Origin of the sequence: Nocardiopsis sp. NPDC101807 (genome assembly GCF_044766605.1) — a bacterium.
Taxonomy (GTDB): Bacteria; Actinomycetota; Actinomycetes; order Streptosporangiales; family Streptosporangiaceae; genus Nocardiopsis; species Nocardiopsis tropica.
Genome location: NZ_JBIWMK010000006.1, coordinates 187,468 through 209,244, shown reverse-complemented (window position 1 = coordinate 209,244; position 21,777 = coordinate 187,468). Strand labels below are relative to the sequence as shown.

The window sequence follows — 21,777 nt, the reverse complement described above, 5'->3', positions numbered from 1 at the left end:
AATCGGAGGAGCGGCCGCCGTTCACCGTTGTAGGTTCTCGCAATGACACGATTCACGAGCACCCTCATCGGTACCGGCTTCGGGCTGGCGTTCGTCCTCGCGAACACCGGTCCGCCGCTGCCTCCCACGGTGGCGCTCGCCCTCCGGGTCGTCGCCGTGGCCGCGGCGGTCGCCGTCCTCGCCCTGATCGTCGCGATCGGCCGCCGGCCGGCCGCCGACCCGGGCCCCGACGGGCCGCGGATGCGGTTCGACGCGTTCTTCGGCGCCGTCCTGGCCGTCGAGGCCGTCGCGCTGTTCGGCGGGATCCTGGCGCTGAGGGCCCTGGACGCGCCGATGCAGGCCAACGTGGCCTGGATCGCCCTCGTGGTCGGGCTGCACTTCTTCCCGCTGGCCCGGCGCTGGCGGGCCCGGTCCCTCGTGTTCACCGCCGTTTACATGTCGGTCCTCGGCCTCGCCGGGCTGGCGATGGTCTTCGCCGGGTACCCGGGGTGGGTGCCCCTCGTGAGCGGTGCGGTCACCGGCGCGGGCATGCTCACCGGGATCCTGGCCTCGCTCGCCGCCGACCTGCGGGCGGCCGCGGCCGTCGACGCCTGACCGCGTTCCGGCGGGAGGGCGTGTCCGTCCCGGGCTCCGACCGTGCCGCCCGGCCTCCCCCGGCTCCGGTCCCGGACCGGGTCCGAGCCCCCTTCGGCGGGGCGGCGGGCCCGGGGCCGCGCCTCCCCGCACGGCGGCGGGGGCCCGTACGCCGGCACGCGGGGGAGGCCCCGCCCGCCGGAGGCTCCCCGGCCCGGCGGGCACGGCCTCAGGACATGCCGCGCAGCCCGACGAGGAGTCGCGCCAGTGCCTCGGCGGCCCCGTCGGGGTCCGTCTCGCGCACGGTCCAGCCGCGCATGCCCGCGAGCCGCGCCACGTGCGCGAAGGCCGGGTCGGTGAGCAGGTAGGCGCACGGGGCGTCCGGCCAGTCGGCCGCCACCGGCAGCCGCTCGGTCCGGTAGGCGGCCGGCTCGCCGGGCCGGGGAGCGCCGGGCGGGGCCGCGCCCTCGGGGCTCTGCGAGCGCACGAGGCCCTCCCGGTCGGCGCTGCCCGGCTGGGGCAGGAACGCGTCCACCAGCACGTAGCCGAACACCGGCCGGTGGGCGGCCCGCTGCGCCGCGCCCACCGCGCCCAGCAGGGGCCCGGCGTCCCCCTCGGCGACGAGGGCGGTCGGCGCGTCCGCCGCGACCAGCCGGTTGATCTCCAGGCTGGCCCGCGCGACGTAGCGCGCCGCGTGCGGCGGCAGTTCGTCCCCGCCCACCTCGGGGCGGACGGCGCCCGCCCCGACCTCGGGCAGCCGCCGGTGGAGGTCGGGCAGCCGGGTGGCGGCGCCGAGGGTCGGGGGGAGGAGGACGGCGATCACGCGGTGCGGCCCGCGGTCTCGTCGCGCACCCACGCCAGGTAGGAGGGGTTGCCTCCCGCCACCGGCACGGCGACCACCTCGGGGACGTCGTAGGGGTGGACTCCGACGATGTGGGCGGTGAGGTCGTCGAGCCGGTCCGCCGAGGTCTTGGCGACCACGGTCCACTCCTCGTCGCTCCGGACCTCCCCCTCCCAGCGGTAGAAGCTGGTGACGGGCCCGCCCACCTGCGCGCACGCGGCGAGCCGGTGGTCGACCACCGACCGTGCCAGCCGTTCGGCGCCGTCCCTCGTGTCGACCGTCGTCTCGACCCGGACGGTCTCGTGCTGTGGCATGGTCGTCCCTCCGCCCCGGCCGCCGCGGTCCGGACCGCCCGACCGGGTGTTCTAGGCTCACTGATCATGAGCGAACGTGATGAACTCCTGCGTCTGATCAACGATAAGGCGGTCGTGCGCGGGAAGGTGACCCTGTCCTCGGGCCTGGAGGCGGACTACTACGTCGACCTGCGGCGGATCACCCTGGACGGGGAGGCCGCGCCGCTGGTCGGCTCGGTCATGCTGGACAACGTCGCGGACCTGGAGTTCGACGCGGTGGGCGGCCTGACGCTGGGCGCGGACCCGGTCGCCGCGGCGATGGTGCACGCCGCGCACGCGCGCGGCCGCAGGCTGGACGCCTTCGTGGTCCGCAAGGCGGGCAAGGCGCACGGTCTGCAGAAGAGGATCGAGGGCCCCGACGTGCGGGGGCGGCGCGTGCTCGCCCTGGAGGACACCTCGACCACGGGCGGCTCGGTGATGACCGCGGTGGAGGCCCTGCGCGAGGAGGGCGCCGAGGTGGTCGCGGTCGCGCTGATCCTGGACCGGGGCGCCCGCGGGCGGATCACGGAGGAGGGCCTGGACTACCGGGCGGTGTACGGCGTGTCCGACCTGGACGTGTAGGGGTCCGGCCCGCGGGCCGGGTGCGCGGTTCCGGCCGCGGCCGGAACCGCCTCCGCGGGGGCGGGGCCCGTCCGGGCCCGCCCTCCCGCGCCGGGGAGGCGCGCAGCCGTCTAACCGTCGATCGTGAAGCTGTGGCCGGGGCCGCGGTCGGCGATGTCGCGCCGGTTCCCGTGGACGAAGACCTCGACGGCGGAGGGGTCGCCGATGGTGACCTCCAGGCCGCCCTCGGCACTCGCGTAGTTGACCGACTGGCCCTGGGTGACCTCCTGGTCGAGGAGGACGTCGCCGCCGGGGATGCGGACGAAGACGTCGCTGGACTCGCCGGTCACACGGATGTGCAGCACACCCATGTTCTCCGGGTCCTCCGACTCCGCCGCCGTTCCCGAGGCGTTGGCGCTCACGCTGGCGCCGTTGCCCGGGAGGGAGCGGTACAAGAAGAATCCGCCGAGGGCCAGGAGCGTGACCAGGAGCAGGACAGCCCCGACGATGGCCATCACCTGGCCAACGCCGCGAGGGTCATTCCTATGCCTTCCCACGGCGTTGAATGTAGCGCGTATCACGACAAAAAGCGACAGTGATCGGCCTTCTGTCCAGGGGTTCCCATGATGCGTTCACGTTCGCCCGCGAAATGCACAACTTTTCACACCGGGGCCGGAGAACCGGGAACGCCTACGCCGTCAGCTGCGACGACACCGGGAACTCCGGACAATTTGGTCTAGACCTTTTCAAGGGCTCCGTGGATTCGGGATACTTGGGGGACACCTGGTGGACACGTCCGGCGAGCGCGGCCCGCCCCATGGGCCTTCCCCCGCTCTCCGGCCTCCACCGGGAACGCACGTGGGGTGCCGTCGGCGCGATACCGGCGGCCGCTCGCTCCAGGCCGAATCCAGGGAGAGTCAAGCCATGCCCATCGCCAGTCCCGAGGTCTACACCGAGATGCTGAGCCGCGCGAAGTCCCAGGGCTTCGCCTACCCGGCGATCAACGTGACCTCCAGCCAGACGCTGCACGCCGCCCTGCGCGGCTTCGCCGAGGCGGAGAGCGACGGCATCGTCCAGATTTCCACGGGCGGAGCGGAGTTCCTCTCCGGCGCCTCGATCAAGGACATGGTCACCGGTTCGGTCGCCTTCGCCGAGTTCGCCCGCGTCGTGGCCGACAAGTACCCGGTGAACGTCGCCCTGCACACCGACCACTGCCCCGAGAACAAGCTCGACGGCTTCGTCCGCCCGCTCCTGGAGATCTCCAAGGAGCGCGTCGCCAAGGGCCAGGAGCCGCTGTTCCAGTCCCACATGTGGGACGGGTCGGCCGTCGAGCTGGAGGAGAACCTCCGGATCGCCGAGGAGCTGCTGGCCGCGTCCGAGGCGGCCCGCACGATCCTGGAGATCGAGGTCGGCGTCGTCGGCGGCGAGGAGGACGGCATCGTCGGCGAGATCAACGAGAAGCTCTACACCACGCCGGCCGACGCCCTGCGCACCGCCGAGGTGCTGGGCCTGGGGGAGAAGGGCTACTACCTGACCGCCCTGACCTTCGGCAACGTGCACGGCTCCTACAAGCCCGGCTTCGTCAAGCTGCGCCCGGAGGTGCTCAAGAAGGCCCAGGAGGCCGTCGCCGAGAAGCACGGCAAGGACAAGGCCTTCGACTTCGTCTTCCACGGCGGCTCGGGCTCCACCATCGAGGAGATCCACGAGGCCATCGGCTACGGCGTCGTCAAGATGAACATCGACACCGACACCCAGTACGCGTACACGCGCCCGGTGGTCGACCACATCCTCAAGAACTACGACGGCGTGCTGAAGATCGACGGCGAGATCGGCAACAAGAAGGCCTACGACCCGCGCTCCTACGGCAAGGCGGGCGAGGCCGGCATGGCCGACCGCGTCGCCGAGGCCGCACGGCAGCTGAAGTCCGCCGGCAACAAGATGAAGTAGGGACCCGGCGCCCGCCGCCCAGGCGGGCGCGCGCGGGGCCCGGCGGCAGCACGTCCGCCGGGCCCCGCTCCCCTCCCCGGACCCGGCGGCACGGCGTCCGCCCCGGGCCCCCGCGGCTTGCCGGGGAGCCCGTCCCGTGGACGGCCCGGAGGCCGGGGCGTGCCGGCGCCCGGGGCAGGAGGCCGGGCAGCGCGCCCTGTCCGAGCGCGAGGCGTGCCGGCGCCCGGGGACAGGGGGCGGATGCGCGATGTCGCGGGAGACACCGTGAGGGGTGCGGCCCCGGTGGCAGGATGGGGTCATGAACCTGCACCAGAACCTGCTCAACGAGCCGCCCGAGACCCGTCTGGCCGACAACCCCGAGGCCCGGGAGGCCCTGGCCCGGGCCGACGACCCCACCCCGGTCGCCGGACGCTTCCCCGAGTACTCGGCCGCGTGGGCCCGCCTGGCCGAGCTGGCCCTGGCCGACGGGCGGCCCGTGGCCGCCTACGCGTACGCCCGCACCGGCTACCACCGGGGGCTGGACCAGCTGCGCCGCTCGGGTTGGAAGGGCCACGGCCCCGTCCCGTGGGAGCACGAGCCCAACCGGGGCTTCCTGCGCGCCCTGCACGCCCTGGGCAAGGCCTCCGAGCAGATCGGTGACGCCGAGGAGGCGGAGCGCTGCGCCGCCTTCCTGCGCGACTCCAGCGCCGAGGCCGACAAGGCCCTCAACGGCTGACGCCCCGGCCGCCCCCGGGCCCCGCGCGGGGCGTACCGCGGATCTTCGCGCGCGGGCCCGGGCGGGAGGCCGAGGGGCGCGGCCCGGTGTGGCACAGGCGCCCCAGCGCCCCACTTAACCCGGATGCGCAGGTCGTGTACGCTCAATACGCAACGGCCCCTGTCGCTGCCTTGCGCCAGGGGTTCATCCATGTTCGGGGTGGGAACCCCGCTCAGGTGTCGAGCGAAAAGGTAGAGATCCAGATGCCGGCGATCACGCTCGTGGGTGCCCAGTGGGGCGACGAGGGCAAGGGCAAGGCGACCGACCTCGTCGGCGACCGCGTGGACTACGTGGTGCGGTACCAGGGCGGCAACAACGCCGGCCACACGGTGGTCATCGGCGACGAGAAGTACGCCCTCCACCTGCTCCCGTCCGGGATCCTCTCCCCCAACGTGGTGCCGGTCATCGCCAACGGCGTCGTCATCGACCCGGGCGTCCTCCTGGAGGAGCTCCGCGGCCTCGACGAGCGCGGCGTGGACACGTCCCGCCTGCTCATCTCCGCCAACGCGCACCTGATCATGCCCTACCACCGGGCCCTCGACAAGGTCAGCGAGCGCTTCCTCGGCAAGGGCAAGATCGGCACCACCGGTCGCGGCATCGGCCCGACCTACGCCGACAAGGTCTCCCGACAGGGCGTGCGCGTCCAGGACATGTTCGATCCCTCGATCCTGCGCAAGAAGATCGAGCTGGCCCTGCACGACAAGAACCAGCTGCTCACCAAGGTGTACAACCGGCGCGGCCTGGAGGCCGAGCCGATCATCGAGGAGTACCTCGGCTACGCCGAGCGGCTGCGCCCGTACGTCGCCGACACCTCGCTGATCCTCAACAAGGCGCTCGACGAGGGCAAGACCGTCTACCTGGAGGGCTCCCAGGGCACGCTGCTGGACATCGACCACGGCACCTACCCCTTCGTGACCTCCTCCTCCCCCACCTCGGGCGGCGCGGCGGCCGGTTCGGGCATCGGCCCCACCCGCATCACCAAGGTCGTGGGCATCCTCAAGGCCTACACGACCCGCGTCGGCTCCGGCCCCTTCCCCACGGAGCTGCTCGACGAGCAGGGCGAGTGGCTGCGGACCCAGGGCGGCGAGTACGGCGTGACCACCGGGCGCAACCGCCGCTGCGGCTGGTTCGACGCCCCCATCGCGCGCTACGCCACCCGCATCAACGGCATCACCGACTTCTTCCTCACCAAGCTCGACGTGCTCACCGGCCTGGAGCGCATCCCCGTGTGCGTCGCCTACGAGGTCGACGGGGTCCGCCACGACGAGATCCCGATGACCCAGACCGACTTCCACCACGCCGAGCCGGTCTACGAGTACCTCGACGGCTGGTCCGAGGACATCACCGGGGTCCGCGAGTTCGACGAACTCCCCAAGAACGCACAGGCCTACGTGCGTACCCTGGAGGAGATGGCCGGAGCACCCGTCTCCGCCATCGGTGTCGGTCCCGGCCGCGAGGAGACCCTCCAGCTGCGCTCCCTGGTCTGACCCCGCCCGTCCGCCTTCAACACGAAGAGGCCCCCTGCAGTGAAAGCCCTCGTTCTCGGCGGCGGAGGCCGCGAGCACGCCCTCGTCCGCGCCCTCTCCCTGGACCCGGGTGTCACCGGCATCCACAGTGCGCCCGGCAACCCGGGGATCTCCGAACTGGCCGAGAACCACGTCATCAACGTGACCGACGGTCTCGCCGTGACGGAGCTGGCCGCGCGCATCCGTGCCGAGCTGGTCGTCATCGGCCCGGAGGCCCCGCTGGTCGCCGGCGTGGCCGACGCCCTGCGCGAGCGGGGCATCCCCGTGTTCGGACCCGACCGGGCCGCCGCCAGGCTGGAGGGCTCCAAGGCGTTCGCCAAGGAGGTCATGGAGGCGGCGGGGGTGCCCACCGCCAAGGCGCGCGTGTGCCGGTCCGCGAGCCAGGTCTCCGACGCCCTCGACGAGTTCGGCGCCCCGTACGTGGTCAAGGACGACGGCCTCGCCGCGGGCAAGGGCGTCGTGGTGACGGACGACCGCGCCCTCGCCGAGCGGCACGCCCGGGAGTGCGGCCGCGTGCTCGTCGAGGAGTTCCTCGACGGCCCCGAGGTGTCCCTCTTCGTGCTGAGCGACGGCGTGCACGCGCTGCCGCTGCTGCCCGCACAGGACTTCAAGCGCGCCTACGACGGCGACCAGGGCCCCAACACCGGCGGCATGGGCGCCTACGCCCCGCTGCCGTGGGCGCCGCAGGGCCTCGTGGACGAGGTGATGGAGTCGGTCGTGCGGCCGACCCTCGCGGAGATGAACCGGCGCGGCACGCGCTACCAGGGCCTCCTCTACGTGGGTCTGGCGCTCACCTCGCGCGGCCCGCGCGTGGTCGAGTTCAACGCGCGGTTCGGCGACCCGGAGACGCAGGTGGTCCTGGACCGGCTCGCCACCCCGATCGGCGCGGTCCTCCAGGCCACCGACACGGCCGGGCTGGGCGGCATCGGCTCCCTCCAGTGGAAGCCCGGCGCGGCGGTCACCGTCGTGGTCGCCGCGGAGAACTACCCGGGCGACCCGGCCAAGGGCGACCTGATCGGCGGCCTGGACGCGGCCGACGCGCTGGAGGGCGCGTACGTGCTGCACGCCGGCACCGCGTGGGAGGGCGCCGACGGCGTCAAGGCGAGCGGGGGCCGGGTCCTCAACGTGGTCGGCACCGGTGCCGACCTCCGCCAGGCGCGCGAGCGGGCGTACGAGGCCGTGTCGCGGATCGAGCTCCGCGGCTCGTTCCACCGCACCGACATCGCCGAGCGCGCCGCCGCCGAGCTGTAGCGAGAATCCGGAGAACCCACATGAGCGGCTTCGTCGTCACCCCCGAGCCCGTCCGGGTCGAGGGGCTCACCCACCTGCACACCGGCAAGGTGCGCGACCTGTACGCGGCGGCGGACGGCAGCCTGGTGATGGTGGCCAGCGACCGCGTGTCGGCGTACGACTGGGTGCTGCCCACCGAGATCCCCGGCAAGGGGCGCCTGCTCACCCAGCTGTCCCTGTGGTGGTTCGACCAGCTGGGGGACCTGGTCCCCAACCACGTCCTGTCCGACGTCCCGCCGGCGGGAGCGCCCGCCGACTGGGACGGGAGGACACTCGTGTGCCGCCGGTTGGACATGGTGCCGGTGGAGTGCGTGGCGCGCGGCTACCTGACCGGTTCCGGCCTCGCCGAGTACCGGGTCGACGGCACGGTGTGCGGCGTCCCCCTCCCCGACGGCCTCGTCGACGGCTCCGAGCTCCCCGAGCCGGTCTTCACCCCGGCCACCAAGGCCGAGGTCGGCGACCACGACGAGAACGTGTCGTTCGAGGTCGTGGCCGACCGGCACGGAGCCGCACTCGCCGCCGAGCTGCGCGACCTCACCCTGCGCGTGTACCGGCGCGGCCGGGAGCTGGCGCGGGAGCGCGGCGTCATCCTCGCCGACACCAAGTTCGAGTTCGGACGGGACGCCGACGGCGCCCTGGTGCTGGCCGACGAGGTGTTCACCCCCGACTCCTCCCGGTACTGGCCGGCGGACGCGTGGGCGCCCGGCCGCCCGCAGACCTCCTTCGACAAGCAGGTCCTGCGGGACTGGCTGGCCTCGCCCGAGTCGGGGTGGGACCGGACCTCGGAGACCCCGCCGCCCGCGCTTCCGGAGCACGTGGTGGAACGCACGCTGGACCGCTACACGGAGATCCATGAGCGCCTGACCGGCCGGAAGCCCGGTCTCCGGGCCGGGAACGGGCAGTGATTCGGCGCACGCGGCAGTCGTTTCACGCCGGGGACCACGTATGGTGGTCACGTTGTGCGCGGCGTCCCGCCGGCGTCCTGCCACGCGCGCGGCATCCCTGGTCTTTCCCTTGGGCCGAATACCTCTTTGGCTGTTTGACCGGTCCCCATCCACGTCCGGTGGGTATACCACGTTCTGTGCCGGTACACGCGGGTGGGTGCTATAGAGTCGTCGCGAGCACCGGCTTCACCGGCCGCGCAGGTCACGCGCAAGATGGTCGCAACGTTCCAGGGGAAACCCGCGTCTAAAACGCACATAGGCGATACCCGACGAGGGTGACCTTTTTTCACATCTGCCTCACAAAGGAGCACATGAGCATGGGCCAGGAGGTTCGTTACCGCGTCCGCGGCGGACGCCCCCTCAGTGGAACGGCGTTCATCCAAGGCGCGAAGAACGCCGTCCTGCCGATGATCGGGGCCGCTCTGCTCGCGGCCAAGGGCCGTACCGTGCTGCGGAACGTGCCCGTCATCGAGGACGTCTACCGCGCGCTTGAGCTCGCCGAACACGTGGGCGCCAAGGTCGAGTTCCACGAGGCCGAGCGCACCGTCGTCATCGACGCGTCCCGTCTCAACGACCCCGAGCGCGCCGTCCTGCCCGCCGAGATCGCGGCCCGCTTCCGCGGCTCCGTGCTCTTCGTTCCCGCGCTGATGCACCGCACCGGCCGCGCCCGCATCGAGGGCGTCGGCGGTTGCAACCTGGGCAGCCGCAACCTCGACTTCCACTACCGGGGCTTCGCGCGCCTGGGCGCGGAGGTCACCGAGGACCCCGAGCGCAACCACATCAACGTGGAGGCCAGCAACCTCCGCGGTGGCCGCCTCTACCTGGACACGCCGTCCCACACCGGTACCGAGAACCTGCTCATGGCCGCCGTCCTGGCGCCGGGCACCACGGTGATCGAGCACGCGGCCCTCGAGCCCGAGGTCATCGACGTCATCAACTTCCTGAGCGCCATGGGCGCCAGGATCAGCGGCGGCGGCACCGGGCTCATCACCGTCGAGGGTGTCGAGGAGCTCACCGCGGTCGAGCACACCATCATGTCGGACCGCATCGACGCCGGCGTGTTCGCGATGACCGTCGCCGCCACCGGCGGCGAGGTCAGCCTGGTGGGCGCCCACCTGGACCACCTGGGCGTGGCCCGCTGGAAGCTCGAGCAGATGGGCGTGGGCTTCTCCCAGGAGGGCGCGGTCCTGCACGTGCAGAGGGACCCCTCCGTGCCGCTGCGCCCGATCAACGCCGTCACCTCGCCGTTCCCGGGCTTCGCGACCGACCTGCAGTCGCCGCTGATGGCCCTGGCCACTCTGGCCGAGGGCGAGAGCTACATCCACGAGGCCATCTACGACGGCCGGTTCGCCCTGGCCGACGAGCTCAACAAGATGGGCGCGAAGATCGAGGTCGAGGGCACCCGCGCCATCGTGCACGGGCCGACCAACCTGCGCGGGGCCGAGGTCATCGCGCACGACCTGCGCACCGGTGCTGCCCTGGTCCTCGCCGGACTGGTCGCGGAAGGTGAGACAATCGTGGCGCCCGGATACCTGGTTGACCGCGGTCACGCCCAGTTCGCGGCGAGGCTTGCTGCTCTCGGCGCGGACGTGGAGCGCGTCGTCGTCTCGTAGGGAGCCGAAAGCGCAGTTCAAGCCGGGGTGGGGGCTTGCCTCCCACCCGGGCTTTCGGCGTTGATATCGAAAACGATCTTCTTTGGCCCCGCACAATGGGTACGATCTCGGCAATCATGCCGTGACAGAGATCGGGTCGGGAAACCAGTGGGCGCACATAGTGAAGAGCGTGGAATGGTAGCGGGGAGCAACCCGAGGTGAGTGCCCAGCGTACTGGCGATTTGACGATCGGCGTCATAGGGCCCCATGAGGTGGTCGAACGGGTCATGCTCATGGGCCCGGGGTCCACCGGGCCCCTCAACGCCAGACTCATCGCAGCCGCGTACCGAGATGAGCAAGAGGCGACGGACAAGGTCGTCAGGCTGGGTTCGGCGATCGACGCCTACCTGTTCGCCAGCCCTGTCCCGTACGAGTTCGCGCGCAAGGCCGGGGTTCTCACGATGCCCGCCACCTTCGTGCCGCTCGGCGGCGCCAGCCTGCACGAGGCCCTGCTCCGGGCGACCCTGGACGACCGGTACGACCCGACCAGAGCCAGCCTCGACGTGCTCAGCCGCGCCGACGTGGTCGAGGCCTACTCCGAGGTCGACCTGCCCGTGGACGGCATCCACGTGCACGAGGAGCTCACGAACACCGCGCAGCTCACGTCCTTCCACGAGGGGCTGTGGCGGCGCAAGGCCACCCGCATGGCGATCACCTGCGTGCGCGGTGTCGCCGAGCGGCTGGAGGCCATCGGCGTCCCGGTGATCCGGCTGCGGCCCACCAACGCCGGCGTGCGCAGCGCCCTCCAGACCGCGGGTCTGCTGGGGGCGCACCACCGGCTGGAGGAGGCCCAGCTGGGCGTCGTGGTGGTGGACGTGCCCACGCTGCGGGACTCGTCCCGGCGGTCGACCCCCCGGTACTGGCGCGAGGAGCTGCGGCTGTCGCTGCACCGGCTCCTCCTCCAGGAGGCCCACCGGATCAACGCCACGGCCCACCGCCTGGACGACCATTCGTTCATGGTGACCGCCACGCGGGGATCGCTCGTGACCGCGACCGAGGGGTTCCGGCAGCCGCCGTTCGTGGAGCGCATCAAGGCGGAGCTGGGGATCGCGATCGAGGTCGGGATCGGCATGGGACGCACCACCCAGGACGCCGAGGCGCACGCCCGGGCCGCCCTGAACCGCGCCCAGGCGTCCCGTCAGAGCTTCGCGGTGGACCGCGAGGGTCGCTCCCTGGTCCCCGCCCAGCGCGCGCCCGCACGGCAGTCCTCCGAACCGCTGCGCACCAAGGGCCGTGAGACATTGATCCGGCTCTCGGAGAAGATCGCCGAGGAGGACGGCCCGCTGGTCGTCGACGCCGAGAACGCCGGGCGCATGCTCGGCGTCACCTCCCGGACCGCGCGCCGGCTGCTGCGCACCCTCGTCGAGGAGGGGCTGGCATGGCCGCTGCCCCCCAACCGCACCCTCCAGCCCGGCCGCCCGCGCCAGCTCTACAGGCTGATCGTGGAGAAGCTGGACAAGGACGCGGCGGGCAAGTAGGCGGCGGGCGCACAGACGCCGCACGTTCGCGGGCGGGGACGGTTCCCCAAGGGGGACCGCCCCCGCCCGTGTGCGCACCCGGGGCGCAGGGGCGGGCGGTCGGGACGGGCGGTCCGTCGAGGGCCGGGGACGGGCGAACGCCCGCGGCCCCGGAGGGCGGCCGGGGCCCCGGTGCCGCGGGGCGACCCGTCGAGGCCCCGGAGGGCTACCCGTCGAGGCCCCGGAGGGCTACCCGTCGAGGCCCCGGAGGGCTACCCGTCGAGGCCCCGGAGGGCTACCGGGCGAGGGCCCGGAGGCTCCCGGGTGAGGCCCGGGCCCAGCCGTGAGGGGCTGTGGAGCGGCCCGGGGCCGCCCTGGGGGGTGCCCGCGGGGCCCGTGGGGAACCGGCCCCGGGGCGAGCCGATCGGGGCCCGTGAAGGCGTCTGGGGCGACCGGGCGGCCAGGTTCGCGGTGACGGCCGGCGGGTCGACCAGGTTTTCCGGAGGCGTGGCGGACCGTGTGCGGGATCCACCGGAGGCGGGCCGACCGGTTTCTCCACAGGCCGTGGAGGGGCGTTGCCCGCAGAACGGCCCGGTGGGAGTGTGGAACAGGGGGGCGCCGCACGGCGGCCACGGGGGGCCGCGGGTCCCCCGCATCAACGCTAGCCCTCTCCGGCCCTCCCCCGCCATCCCCGTCCACAGGCTGTGGACAATCCGGCGGCGATCACGCGCCCCGCTGTCGGCCCCCCGCGCACGGACGACGAGGCGGCCCCCGTCCCCACCGACGGCCGCACCGTCGAGGAGGTCGCCGCACGCGTCGTCGCCGCCACCGCCTGGTGGCCCGGGCGCAACCCGTGAGCGCCCCGGCTTGCTCACACGTCACGTATTCGATAGAGCTTGCTTCAGCCCCGGTCGGGGCGCGCCCGCCCACCGAGCGGTGGGGGTGTGAAACCGTTCGACGGGAGATGGAGTGCTCACTCGTCTGGAGGTCGACGGGTTCAAGAACCTGTTGGGCCTCGAAGTGGACTTCGGCCCGTTCACCTGTATCGCCGGAGAGAACGGTACCGGCAAGTCGAACGTCTTCGACGCGATCCAGTTCCTGAGCCTGCTGTCGAGTCGCTCGCTCATCGAGGCCGCGTCCGAGGTGAGGGGCACCGACCGGGAGCGATCGGGTGATCCTCGGGAGCTGTTCTGGAACGGCTTCGGCTCGCACGACAAACGCATGCGCTTCGCGGCGGAGATGCTCGTACCGGAGTTCGTGGAGGACGACTTCGGCCGCGAGGCCAAGGCGACCAGTACCTACCTGCGCTACGAACTGGAACTGGGCTTCCTTCCCCCCTCCGGTGCGGACAAGGTCGGCAGGTTGGCTCTGCTGGGGGAACGGCTGAACCACATCAACCTCGGCGAGGCGCCTCGTCGACTGCGCTTCCCGCACAGCAAGAAGGCGTTCCGTGACTCGGTGCTGAAGAACAACCGGAGCGGCGCAGCCTTCATCTCCACCACGTTCCAGGACGGCCAGCCGATCATCAGCATCCACCAGGACGGGGGAAGCCGCGGCCAGCCCAAACCCGCGGCCGCTTCCAGAGCACCGGCGACCGTGGTGAGCACGGTGACGAGCAGTGACGACCCCACCATCCTCGCGGCGCGCAGGGAGATGCAGTCCTGGAAGCGCCTGGCACTGGAGCCCACGGCCCTGCGCACAGCGGACCGGTACACCGACCCCCAGGTGATGGACGCCAACGGACTCCACCTGCCCGGGACCCTCTTCCGCATCGCCCAGCAGGAGCCGGGCTCCGATCCTGACCGCGTCTTCGCGCGGGTCTCCGGGAGACTGGCGGACCTCGTCGGTGTCTCCGTCGACGAGCTGCGCGTGGTCGAGGACGAAGTGCGCCAACTGCTCGCCGTCGAGTTGCAGGAGGCCAACGGCCTGAGGATCCCCGCCCGCAGTCTCTCCGAAGGGACTCTGCGCTTCCTGGCCCTGTGCGTCCTCCTGGAGGACCCCTCGGTCCAGGGGCTCCTGTGCATGGAGGAACCGGAGAACGGTATCCATCCCGGCAACCTGCCCGCCATGGTCGAGCTCGTCCGCGACCTCGCGGTGGACCCCTTCCAGGAACCGGGTGAGGACAACCCTTTCCGACAGGTGCTCGTCAACACCCACTCACCCGGTGTCGTTCAGGTCGTCGACCCCGCCGACCTGCTCTTCGCCGACAGTGTCCGGCGCAAACGCTCCGACGGGCAGGCCACTCACGCCCTCAGGCTGCGCCCTATGACCGGAACCTGGCGCGACAGGTCTCCCGGCAGCGTCTCCGTCACGCGACCGGACATCCTCCCCTATCTGACCGCTCCCCCCGGGGCCCAGCTGACTCTGGACGGAATATGACCCTCCGCATTCTCTTTCTCGGAGAGGGGTCGAGCGACGACGGCATCGCGGACCACATCGGGGCCATCGCCGCAGACCGTGGGGTGGAGGTCACCGTCACCAATCCGGAGCTGGGCCGGTTGGAACACGTGGGCCACGCGCTGACCGACAAGCTCGCCGCGATCACGAACCTCGGTGGCGAGTACGAGCTCGTCGCCGTCCACCGCGACGCGGACTCCATGGGCCGTGACGCCCGCCTGGCCGAGATCGGGAACGCTGTGCGTGCGCACATGCCACAGGTGGTCCACGTGCCCATCGTCCCGGTACGCATGACGGAGGCGTGGCTCCTGGTGGACGAGACCGCGATCCGCAGGGTGGCCGGAAACCCGAACGGTCGGTGCGCCCTCGGGCTGCCGCCCCTGAAGCGCATCGAGGCGATACCGGACCCCAAGGCCGAGCTGAAGCAGGTCCTGTCCAAGGCGTCCGAGCTCACGGGGCGAAAGCTCGATCGGTTCAACAGGCGCTTCTCCGAGAACCGCCGACAGCTCCTCCAGCGCCTCGACTCCCACGGTCCTGTGGCCGGTCTCCCCTCCTGGCAGGCGTTCGTCGGGGATGTGGAGGCAGGCCTGGCTCAGCTGGGCTGCTGACACGGGGGCGCCGCACGGCGGCCACGGGGGGGCCGCGGGTCCCCCGCGTCGACGCCAGCCCTCTCCGGCCCTCCCCCGCCATCCCCGTCCACAGGCTGTGGACAATCCGGCGGTGATCATGCGCCCCGCTGTCGGACCCCGCGCACGGACGACGAGGCGGCCCCTGGCGCCGGGACCGTGCGCCGGCGTCCTGGGAGGTCGCGAACGGGCGCCCGCTCGCTCGGGGCGGACGGCCGCCCCGGCCGGACGGGCGTCCCGCGGGTTCCCTAGCGGCGCTCGGCGTAGGAGGCGGCCACGGCCAGGAACGCGTCGTTCTCCTCGGGGGTGCCGAGGCTCACGCGGGCGCCCTCGCCCGCGAACGGGCGCACCGAGACGCCCGCCTCCGCGCACGCGGCGGCGAAGTCGAGCGTGTCCGCGCCCAGCCGCAGCCACACGAAGTTGGCCTCGGTCGGCGGCACGGTCCACCCGGAGGCGACGAGCGCGTCGCGGACGCGGTCGCGCTCCGCGACGGTGGCCGCGACCCGCTCCATGAGCTCGTCCTCAGCGGCGAGGGAGGCGATCCCCGCGGCCTGGGCGAGGTGGTTCACGGCGAACGGCACGAGGGTCTTGCGGACCGCGTCGACCACCGGCGGGTGGCCGACGAGGTAGCCCAGGCGCACCGCGGCCAGGCCGTAGGCCTTGGAGAACGTGCGCAGCACGGCGACGTTGGGCCGGTCCCGGTAGAGGTCGACGCCGTTGGGCACGCGGGGGTCGCGCACGTACTCCAGGTACGCCTCGTCCAGGATCATCAGCACACCGTCCGGGATCCGGTCCAGGAAGGCGGTCAGCTCGTCCGCGCGGACCGCGGTGCCGGTCGGGTTGTTGGGGTTGCAGACGATCACCATGCGGGTGGCCGGGGTGACCGCGTCCGCCATGGCGTCGAGGTCGTGCGCCTCGTCCTTCAGCGGAACCTGCACCGGGGTCACCCCGGCGAGCCCGGCGAGCAGCGGATAGGCCTCGAAGGACCGCCAGGCGTAGACGACCTCGGCCCCGGGTTCGCCGACCGCCTCCAGGAGCTGCTGGAGCATGCCGACGGAGCCCGCGCCGAGGGCGAGGTGCTCGGTGGGGACGTCCAGGCGCCGCGCGAGAAGGGAGGTGAGCTCCTCGGCTCCCGGGTCCGGGTAGCGGTTCAGCTCGGCGGCCGCCCGCGCGACGGCCTCACGCACCGAGGGGAGCGGGCCGTAGGGGCTCTCGTTGGAGGAGAGCTTGACGGACCGGCCCTCGGGGCCGACGACCTTCCTGCCCGGCTTGTACGGGGGAATGCTCTCCAGCACCGACCGCAGATATGGCGATTTCGACTCCGACACCATTGTCCTTCCTCAATACTTTGTGCTAACCCCGCGACACGCTCAGCGATCTCGCGCCCGGGCCGATCACCGCACCCAGCGGAAATATCGCACAAACGAGGAGATAGCACCATGCGTTTGCGTCCCTGCCCCGCCGGCTCAGCTCGGATTCCGGCTGGTCAGTACCCCCGTCCGCGGGGAGGGCGGTCACACGTCCGGCCATTGGCCCTTCCCATGGTCCTACCCGTGGTGGTCATGCTCGGTGCGTGCGGCGGCGGGGCCGAGGGGGGAGGCGATCCCAACGCCGAGGCCGCCGCCGCCCTGTACGACGCGCACCCGCTGCACGTCCGCGACGCCACCCTCGTGCCCGAGGGCAGTGAGAGCGGCACCTACTCCGAGCTTGTCACAGTGCGGTACAGCGCCGAGGTCCGGGCCACCACCGAGCTGGACAAGCCCGAGTGCCTGGACGCCGCGAACCGCTGGGGGGACATGGACGGGGTGCAGGGGGCGCCCGCCTCCGTGGCCGCCTACGAGTGGTCCGAGGGCTCGGTGTCGCACATGCTGGTCCAGTTGGACGAGGGCACCGCCGCCGAGGCGCTCGCCACGAGGCCGCCGGAGAGCTGCGCCGAGTACACCGCCACCTACGAGGACGGGACCACGTCCGACTACGGGGTGAGCGACCTGGGGCAGGTCCCGGAGATCGGCGACGAGTCCCGCGCCTACTCCATCGAGGTGAGCTCGGCGGAGGAGGACAGCCGCATGTTCAGCATCATGTACCGCAACGGCGGCCTGGTGGGCACCACGTCGATCCTCGGCCAGGGCGCGCTGGAGGACTACGAGGAGATGCTCGTCGAGTTCAGCGAGGCCGCCGTGGAACGCCAGGACCGGATGTTGGGCTGAGCGCCCCGGCCGCACCGCGGCGGTCCGCCCCGGGCCCCGCCGTCCGGCCCTGCCCCGGCGCCCGGACGGCCGGTCCCCCGCGGGGTCCCGCACGGAACCGGCCCGGCGGAGGCCGGCCCCGTGCGGGACCCCGTCACACCGGCTGGCCGGTGTCGGCGTCGCGCGAGTGGTCGGGCATCATCCTGGCCGGGTGCTCACGCGCCGCCCGGAGCGTCTCCGCGGCCCGGGCCGCGTCGTGCCGCTCGGCGTCCCGCCTGGCCGCCTGACGCGGCCGGGGAAGCCTGCGGGGCGGCCCGAGCAGTTCGAGGCCGGTCACGGCCCCGAAGGAGGCGACCACCGCTCCGCTCCCCCGGTCGACGAGCACCGCACGCACGCCGGCGCGTCGGCGCCCGCCGATCCTGACCGCGTACACGACGTCCACACGCCGCCCGTGGCGCATCCCGTCGTAGCGCAGGAACCGCCAGCAGCCGTGCCTCCACACGTCGTCGGGCTCGGTCTTGATCATCACGCCCTCGTTGGTGCGCCACACGTCGCTGCGGCGCAGCCTGCGCGCGGTGCGGCGCATCGAGACCTCGCGCAGCTCGCACGGCTCCCGGTGGAGGGTCCGGGCCGCCACCTCGCGCAGCTCGGGGCTGAGAGCGGCGAGGAGCAGCAGTTCCGCGCCCAGGACCCAGCCGTGCAGCGCCGTGGGGGCGAGGGCCACCTGCCACCCGCCGGGCTCCAGGCCCAGCGTGGCCAGGGCGGCGGCGGACAGGAGCCCGGCCCGGGTGAGCGTGCGCCAACCGATGGGGGCGCGGCTCAGCCCGCCGAAGCAGCCGCAGCCCGCCTCCGGGTCGCGTCTGCGCGCCAGGGCCAGCACCACCACCGACGCGGCGAACACGACGGCGGTGAGCAGGCGCACGGCGTCGCCCGGGAGCCCGGCGAGGGCCACCAGTCCGACGGCGAGCGCGACCTCCAGGAGGCCGGTCCCGACGGTGGCCGGACGGCGCAGGCGCTCGGGCACCAGGACGGCCAGTCCCGAACCGGCGGCCTGCCTGGTGGTCTTGCTCGCGGCGCCGAGCAGGAGCAGCACCGCCAGCAGCGGCAGCTGGACCTCGCGGACCGCCTCCACGATCTCCGGCAGCATGGTCATCCCTCCCCGTTGTGGACCGTCATGGTCGCGTTGAAGCAGCCGTCCTCCAAGAGCCCCCCGAGCGCGACGAACGCGGTCATGGTGAGGGAGGCGATCCGCCCCGCGCCCTGCCCCCCGCAGGCGGGGCACAGGTCGCACAGCCAGCTGTCGGCGGCGGCGCAGTCCACGACGGGGAGCACCGCCGTGTCCCTCGTGCAGTCGTTGCGCAGGTTCAGCGTCGCGCCGGCGGACAGCAGCGGAAGCGGCACGCAGGAGGTGCGCCGGTCGCACTCCGCGTCGTGGCCGACGGGGTCGAGGGCCGGATAGGCGACGCCGTCGACGCGGGCGCGCGGGTCCAGGTGGGACGAGCGCCCCCAGGCGGGGTCGTACCAGGCGGCGATGCCGCTGAGAGTGGTGGAGTGACGGGGTGTGGGCGGTCTCGGCGGTGTGGCGCTGAGCGGGTAGGGCGGCTGCGTCGTGGCGGGTCGGGCGGCCCACACGGCCCCCTCTCGCCAGACCCCGACGGCGTCGAAGACGTAGCCGGGTTCCAGGCGCGGGTGGCGGACGGCGATACGGCCCGAGGTGCGGTAGGGGAGGACCACGGTCGTGCGGGGACGGCCGTGTCCGGGGTCGATCTCCAGGGTCTCGCCCTCGCGGTCGACGATGACGCCGGTCGCCCGGGCGGCCTGGGCCCACACGCGTTCGGCGACGAGGCGGCCGTCCCGCGAGCAGAGCACCACGGCGTCGTCGCCGTCCCTCAGGTCGTCGGGCCGGGCCTCGCCCCCGCGCCACAGCGTGGTGGCGCGGTCGTACAGGAACCTCTCCTCGCCCCGGGGCGTGGCCAGGCAGAGCATGTGCGGGGTGGCGCCGACGACCACGCCGCGCACGACGCGGTCGCCCACCGGTGTGGGTTCGAGCGCGGTCTCGGGGCCGAGCACCGCCGCGGTGAACCTTCTGCGGTCCCTTCCGCTGTCCGTCATCACTGACATGTCGTCTGCGCCCCCTTGTCACCCGACTCGTCACTCTCTGCCCATTGTCCCGGTCGGAACCACCGGCCACCGGCCCCACGCCGACACGCACCCGTTCGGGTGGTCCTCATGTCCCGGCCATTGCTCGCGGCGACCTTCCTGAAGCCGGTGCGACCGGGGCGGGACCCCGTGCGGACCATCCACCATGATGACCGCATGCAGCCGCTTGAGTACAGCTTGTGGCGGCAAAGTCGCAGATAGACCCGATACACACCGATAGATCCACAAAAATGACCAAGAGTCTGCGCGCCGCCCCCGCCGTCCGCCGGACCCGCGGCGCCCGCCACAGGGAGCCCCTCCCCGCGCACCGGCCGGGACGACGTCGGGCGGGGCCGCGCGGCGGAGTCCCCGGCGCGTCCGGCGCGTCCGGTGGGCGGCCCGGGACCGCCGTCCTGCGGGGTCCGGCCCTCCATGGCGTGCCGTTGGTCGGCACGTGGAGCACAGGTGCCCGGAGATTTGCGTTCGCTGTGTGACAGTGAGGGGAAGAAAGCATGACAAAGCAGCACGCAGCAGCTGTGAGAGTCGGTGGTCGGCGTGACAGGAACTACCCGGACCCCCAGGTACGACGAGTTCAGCCGCTACGTGGCCGAGCGCGGTCCCGCCCTGCTGCGGATGGCCCGCTCCCTCACGAACAACCTCGCCGACGCCGAGGACCTGCTCCAGGCCGCCCTCGTGAAGACCTTCCTCTCCTGGGAGCGGATCGCCGACCCGAGGGCCCGCGACGGGTACGTGCGCCGGGCGATGGTCAACACGCAGATCTCCGAGTGGCGGCGCAAACGGCTGGACGTCTACCCCACCGACGACATCCCCGAGCAGCGCGTGGACGACCCCACCTGGCGCAGCGACCTCGCCGACGTGGTCGGGCGGGCCATCGAACGCCTCCCCGAGCGCCAGCGCGCCACGGTCGTCCTCCGCTACTACGACGACCTCACCGAGGCGCAGATCGCCGCCCGGATGGGCGTCACGCTCGGCACCGTGAAGAGCACCCTGTCCCGGGCCGTGGACAAGCTGCGACGCGACGCCGACCTCGTCATCGAGCGCGCCGTCAACTGACCCGCCGGCGCCGGACGCACGACGGGCGCGCCTCCCCGCCGTCCCTCCCCCGAGGCCGGGCGGCACAGGTCCGACGGGGCGCGCCGGCCCCCGGGCACCGACCCGGGGGGGGACGCGCCGGGAAGAGAATTCGCAGGCCGTGCCGGACAGCGCCCGCGAACAGGGCCGATACGGCAGGGACGGCATGACACCGTGATCCGACCTTTCGGTCACCCTGGGAGAAAGCACCGACACCCTCCGGCATGATTATCGGCGTTCCCGGCGGGCATGGCCTGGTCCGGCGGGTGGAACCGCGGACCGGCGGAGAGCACACGCGCGGCCCCGCGACGCCGCGCCGACGGCACCCCGGGACGACCGCGGCGGGATCCTGTTCCGCCGGGCCTCGGGGCCGCGGCCCGGCCGCGGGGCACCCGGACCGCGACCGTCCGCCGACGAGGAAAACGACGGGCACCGAGAAAGGAGAGGCGTCCCATGACCCTGGTAGACGTCCACATCCAAGATCGATATCCGACACGCGTCGAGTCCGGTTCCGACCGGAAGTGGATCACCAGCGACGAACCGACCGTCCGATCCGGCGCACAGGAGGGACCGGCCTCCGCCGAAGAGCTCGCCGAACACTCCCGCAACGGATTCCACATCCAGCGGGACCTGCTGTCCGACCAGGAGGTCGGCGCCTGCCTGGACGAGCTCAAGGCGATGACCGACGACCCGGCGATCCGCTCCGACGAGCGCACGATCATCGAGCCGACCTCCGAGGAGGTCCGATCGGTGTTCGACGCCCACCTGTTGAGCGATCGCATCGCCCGCCTGATCCGGGAACCCCGGATCCTCGACAGGGCGCGCCAGATCCTCGGCTCGGAGGTCTACGTGCACCAGAGCCGGGTCAACTTCATGCCCGGCTTCCGGGGCACCGGCTTCTACTGGCACTCGGACTTCGAGACCTGGCACGCCGAGGACGGCATGGCCGACATGGCGGCCGTCAGCATGTCCATCGGGTTGACCGACAACCACCCGTTCAACGGCGGGCTGATGCTCATGCCGGGCGCCCACCGGACGTTCGTCCCGTGCCTGGGCCGTACGCCCGACGACAACTACAGGTCCTCGCTGAAGGCCCAGAAGGTCGGCGTCCCGCAGGAGGAGGACATCGCCGAGCTGGCCCGGCGCCACGGGATCGAACAGTTCACCGGCCCGAGCGGCTCGGCGCTGTGGTTCGACTGCAACAGCATGCACGGATCAGGGAACAACATCACCCCGTACCCGCGCTCGAACATCTTCGTGGTGTTCAACAGTGTGGAGAACGCTCTGGTCGAGCCGTTCGCCGCGCGGGAGCGCCGGCCCGGGTTCGTCGCCTCACGCGACTTCACGCCGCTGAGGGCCTGACCGCGGACGTCGCGCCCGCGGTCGGCCGTGCGCGCGACCGCCCGGCCCGCCGGAGGGCGGGCCGGGTTCGTATGCCCTCACACTGCACCGGTCGGTGG

General features: G+C 72.6%; 21 protein-coding genes. 15 read left to right on the top strand and 6 right to left on the bottom strand.

What is annotated here, in order from left to right; genetic code table 11:
* The first annotated feature begins 42 nt into the window (after positions 1 to 42).
* Entirely contained in the window at positions 43 to 594 is a 552-nt protein-coding gene (locus ACIRPH_RS19825; RefSeq protein WP_402916371.1) for a hypothetical protein, read from the top strand.
* 208 nt (positions 595 to 802) lie between these two features.
* Here ACIRPH_RS19825 and ACIRPH_RS19820 read toward each other — a convergent pair whose 3' ends face one another.
* Positions 803 to 1,396 carry a hypothetical protein gene (locus tag ACIRPH_RS19820; RefSeq protein ID WP_402916894.1) on the bottom strand — a complete coding sequence of 198 codons (594 nt, stop codon included), beginning with the start codon at positions 1,394 to 1,396 and terminating at the stop codon, positions 803 to 805.
* Positions 1,393 to 1,728: a divalent-cation tolerance protein CutA gene (gene cutA / locus ACIRPH_RS19815; RefSeq protein ID WP_402916369.1), complete on the bottom strand. Its 336-nt coding sequence runs from the start codon at positions 1,726 to 1,728 to the stop codon at positions 1,393 to 1,395. The genes ACIRPH_RS19820 and cutA overlap by 4 nt, the downstream gene beginning before the upstream one ends.
* Positions 1,729 to 1,794: 66 nt before the next feature.
* On the opposite strand from cutA, the gene pyrE reads away from it, so the two are divergent.
* Positions 1,795 to 2,328 (top strand): orotate phosphoribosyltransferase, encoded by a 534-nt coding sequence (gene pyrE / locus ACIRPH_RS19810; protein ID WP_267947161.1) that lies wholly within the window; start codon positions 1,795 to 1,797, stop codon positions 2,326 to 2,328.
* 110 nt (positions 2,329 to 2,438) lie between these two features.
* Here pyrE and ACIRPH_RS19805 read toward each other — a convergent pair whose 3' ends face one another.
* Entirely contained in the window at positions 2,439 to 2,822 is a 384-nt protein-coding gene (locus tag ACIRPH_RS19805; RefSeq protein WP_402916366.1) for a RodZ domain-containing protein, read from the bottom strand.
* 409 nt (positions 2,823 to 3,231) lie between these two features.
* On the opposite strand from ACIRPH_RS19805, the gene fbaA reads away from it, so the two are divergent.
* From fbaA to ACIRPH_RS19755, 10 genes are all read left to right on the top strand, one after another.
* Complete coding sequence (gene fbaA / locus ACIRPH_RS19800; protein WP_378553568.1) at positions 3,232 to 4,254, top strand: class II fructose-bisphosphate aldolase; 1,023 nt, start codon at positions 3,232 to 3,234, stop codon at positions 4,252 to 4,254.
* A 298-nt stretch (positions 4,255 to 4,552) separates the two neighbouring features.
* Complete coding sequence (locus ACIRPH_RS19795; protein ID WP_402916363.1) at positions 4,553 to 4,969, top strand: DUF3151 domain-containing protein; 417 nt, start codon at positions 4,553 to 4,555, stop codon at positions 4,967 to 4,969.
* 242 nt (positions 4,970 to 5,211) lie between these two features.
* Entirely contained in the window at positions 5,212 to 6,495 is a 1,284-nt protein-coding gene (locus ACIRPH_RS19790; protein WP_402916361.1) for an adenylosuccinate synthase, read from the top strand.
* Between the two features lie 39 nt (positions 6,496 to 6,534).
* Positions 6,535 to 7,785 (top strand): phosphoribosylamine--glycine ligase, encoded by a 1,251-nt coding sequence (gene purD / locus ACIRPH_RS19785; RefSeq protein ID WP_402916359.1) that lies wholly within the window; start codon positions 6,535 to 6,537, stop codon positions 7,783 to 7,785.
* Between the two features lie 20 nt (positions 7,786 to 7,805).
* Positions 7,806 to 8,729, top strand: a complete 924-nt coding sequence (locus ACIRPH_RS19780) for a phosphoribosylaminoimidazolesuccinocarboxamide synthase (RefSeq protein ID WP_402916358.1) — start codon at positions 7,806 to 7,808, stop codon at positions 8,727 to 8,729.
* 356 nt (positions 8,730 to 9,085) lie between these two features.
* Positions 9,086 to 10,381 carry a UDP-N-acetylglucosamine 1-carboxyvinyltransferase gene (gene murA, locus ACIRPH_RS19775; RefSeq protein ID WP_402916892.1) on the top strand — a complete coding sequence of 432 codons (1,296 nt, stop codon included), beginning with the start codon at positions 9,086 to 9,088 and terminating at the stop codon, positions 10,379 to 10,381.
* A gap of 251 nt (positions 10,382 to 10,632) precedes the next feature.
* The gene (locus tag ACIRPH_RS19770) at positions 10,633 to 11,898 is read left to right on the top strand and encodes a transcriptional regulator (RefSeq protein WP_378553683.1); all 1,266 of its coding nucleotides are present in this window, start codon (positions 10,633 to 10,635) and stop codon (positions 11,896 to 11,898) included.
* Between the two features lie 683 nt (positions 11,899 to 12,581).
* Positions 12,582 to 12,734: a hypothetical protein gene (locus ACIRPH_RS19765; protein ID WP_402916356.1), complete on the top strand. Its 153-nt coding sequence runs from the start codon at positions 12,582 to 12,584 to the stop codon at positions 12,732 to 12,734.
* A 112-nt stretch (positions 12,735 to 12,846) separates the two neighbouring features.
* A complete protein-coding gene (locus tag ACIRPH_RS19760; protein ID WP_402916354.1) occupies positions 12,847 to 14,256 on the top strand; it encodes an AAA family ATPase in 1,410 nt (469 codons plus the stop codon).
* Positions 14,253 to 14,882, top strand: coding sequence for a hypothetical protein (locus ACIRPH_RS19755; RefSeq protein ID WP_402916352.1), 630 nt, complete (start codon positions 14,253 to 14,255; stop codon positions 14,880 to 14,882). Before ACIRPH_RS19760 ends, ACIRPH_RS19755 begins: the two co-directional genes overlap by 4 nt.
* Positions 14,883 to 15,148: 266 nt before the next feature.
* Here the strand turns inward: ACIRPH_RS19755 and hisC are convergent, their stop codons facing one another.
* Positions 15,149 to 16,231, bottom strand: coding sequence for a histidinol-phosphate transaminase (hisC, locus tag ACIRPH_RS19750; RefSeq protein ID WP_402916350.1), 1,083 nt, complete (start codon positions 16,229 to 16,231; stop codon positions 15,149 to 15,151).
* Between the two features lie 210 nt (positions 16,232 to 16,441).
* On the opposite strand from hisC, the gene ACIRPH_RS19745 reads away from it, so the two are divergent.
* The gene (locus ACIRPH_RS19745; protein WP_402916348.1) at positions 16,442 to 17,107 is read left to right on the top strand and encodes a hypothetical protein; all 666 of its coding nucleotides are present in this window, start codon (positions 16,442 to 16,444) and stop codon (positions 17,105 to 17,107) included.
* 133 nt (positions 17,108 to 17,240) lie between these two features.
* Here the strand turns inward: ACIRPH_RS19745 and ACIRPH_RS19740 are convergent, their stop codons facing one another.
* A complete protein-coding gene (locus ACIRPH_RS19740; protein ID WP_402916890.1) occupies positions 17,241 to 18,233 on the bottom strand; it encodes a MauE/DoxX family redox-associated membrane protein in 993 nt (330 codons plus the stop codon).
* Between the two features lie 2 nt (positions 18,234 to 18,235).
* On the bottom strand, positions 18,236 to 19,207 hold the full coding sequence (locus ACIRPH_RS19735) for a hypothetical protein (protein ID WP_402916346.1): 972 nt from the start codon (positions 19,205 to 19,207) through the stop codon (positions 18,236 to 18,238).
* A 564-nt stretch (positions 19,208 to 19,771) separates the two neighbouring features.
* On the opposite strand from ACIRPH_RS19735, the gene ACIRPH_RS19730 reads away from it, so the two are divergent.
* Together ACIRPH_RS19730 and thpD are read left to right on the top strand one after the other, a co-directional pair.
* Positions 19,772 to 20,299 (top strand): SigE family RNA polymerase sigma factor, encoded by a 528-nt coding sequence (locus ACIRPH_RS19730; protein WP_402916344.1) that lies wholly within the window; start codon positions 19,772 to 19,774, stop codon positions 20,297 to 20,299.
* Positions 20,300 to 20,770: 471 nt separating this feature from the next.
* Positions 20,771 to 21,679: an ectoine hydroxylase gene (thpD, locus tag ACIRPH_RS19725; RefSeq protein ID WP_402916342.1), complete on the top strand. Its 909-nt coding sequence runs from the start codon at positions 20,771 to 20,773 to the stop codon at positions 21,677 to 21,679.
* The last annotated feature ends 98 nt before the right edge of the window (positions 21,680 to 21,777 follow it).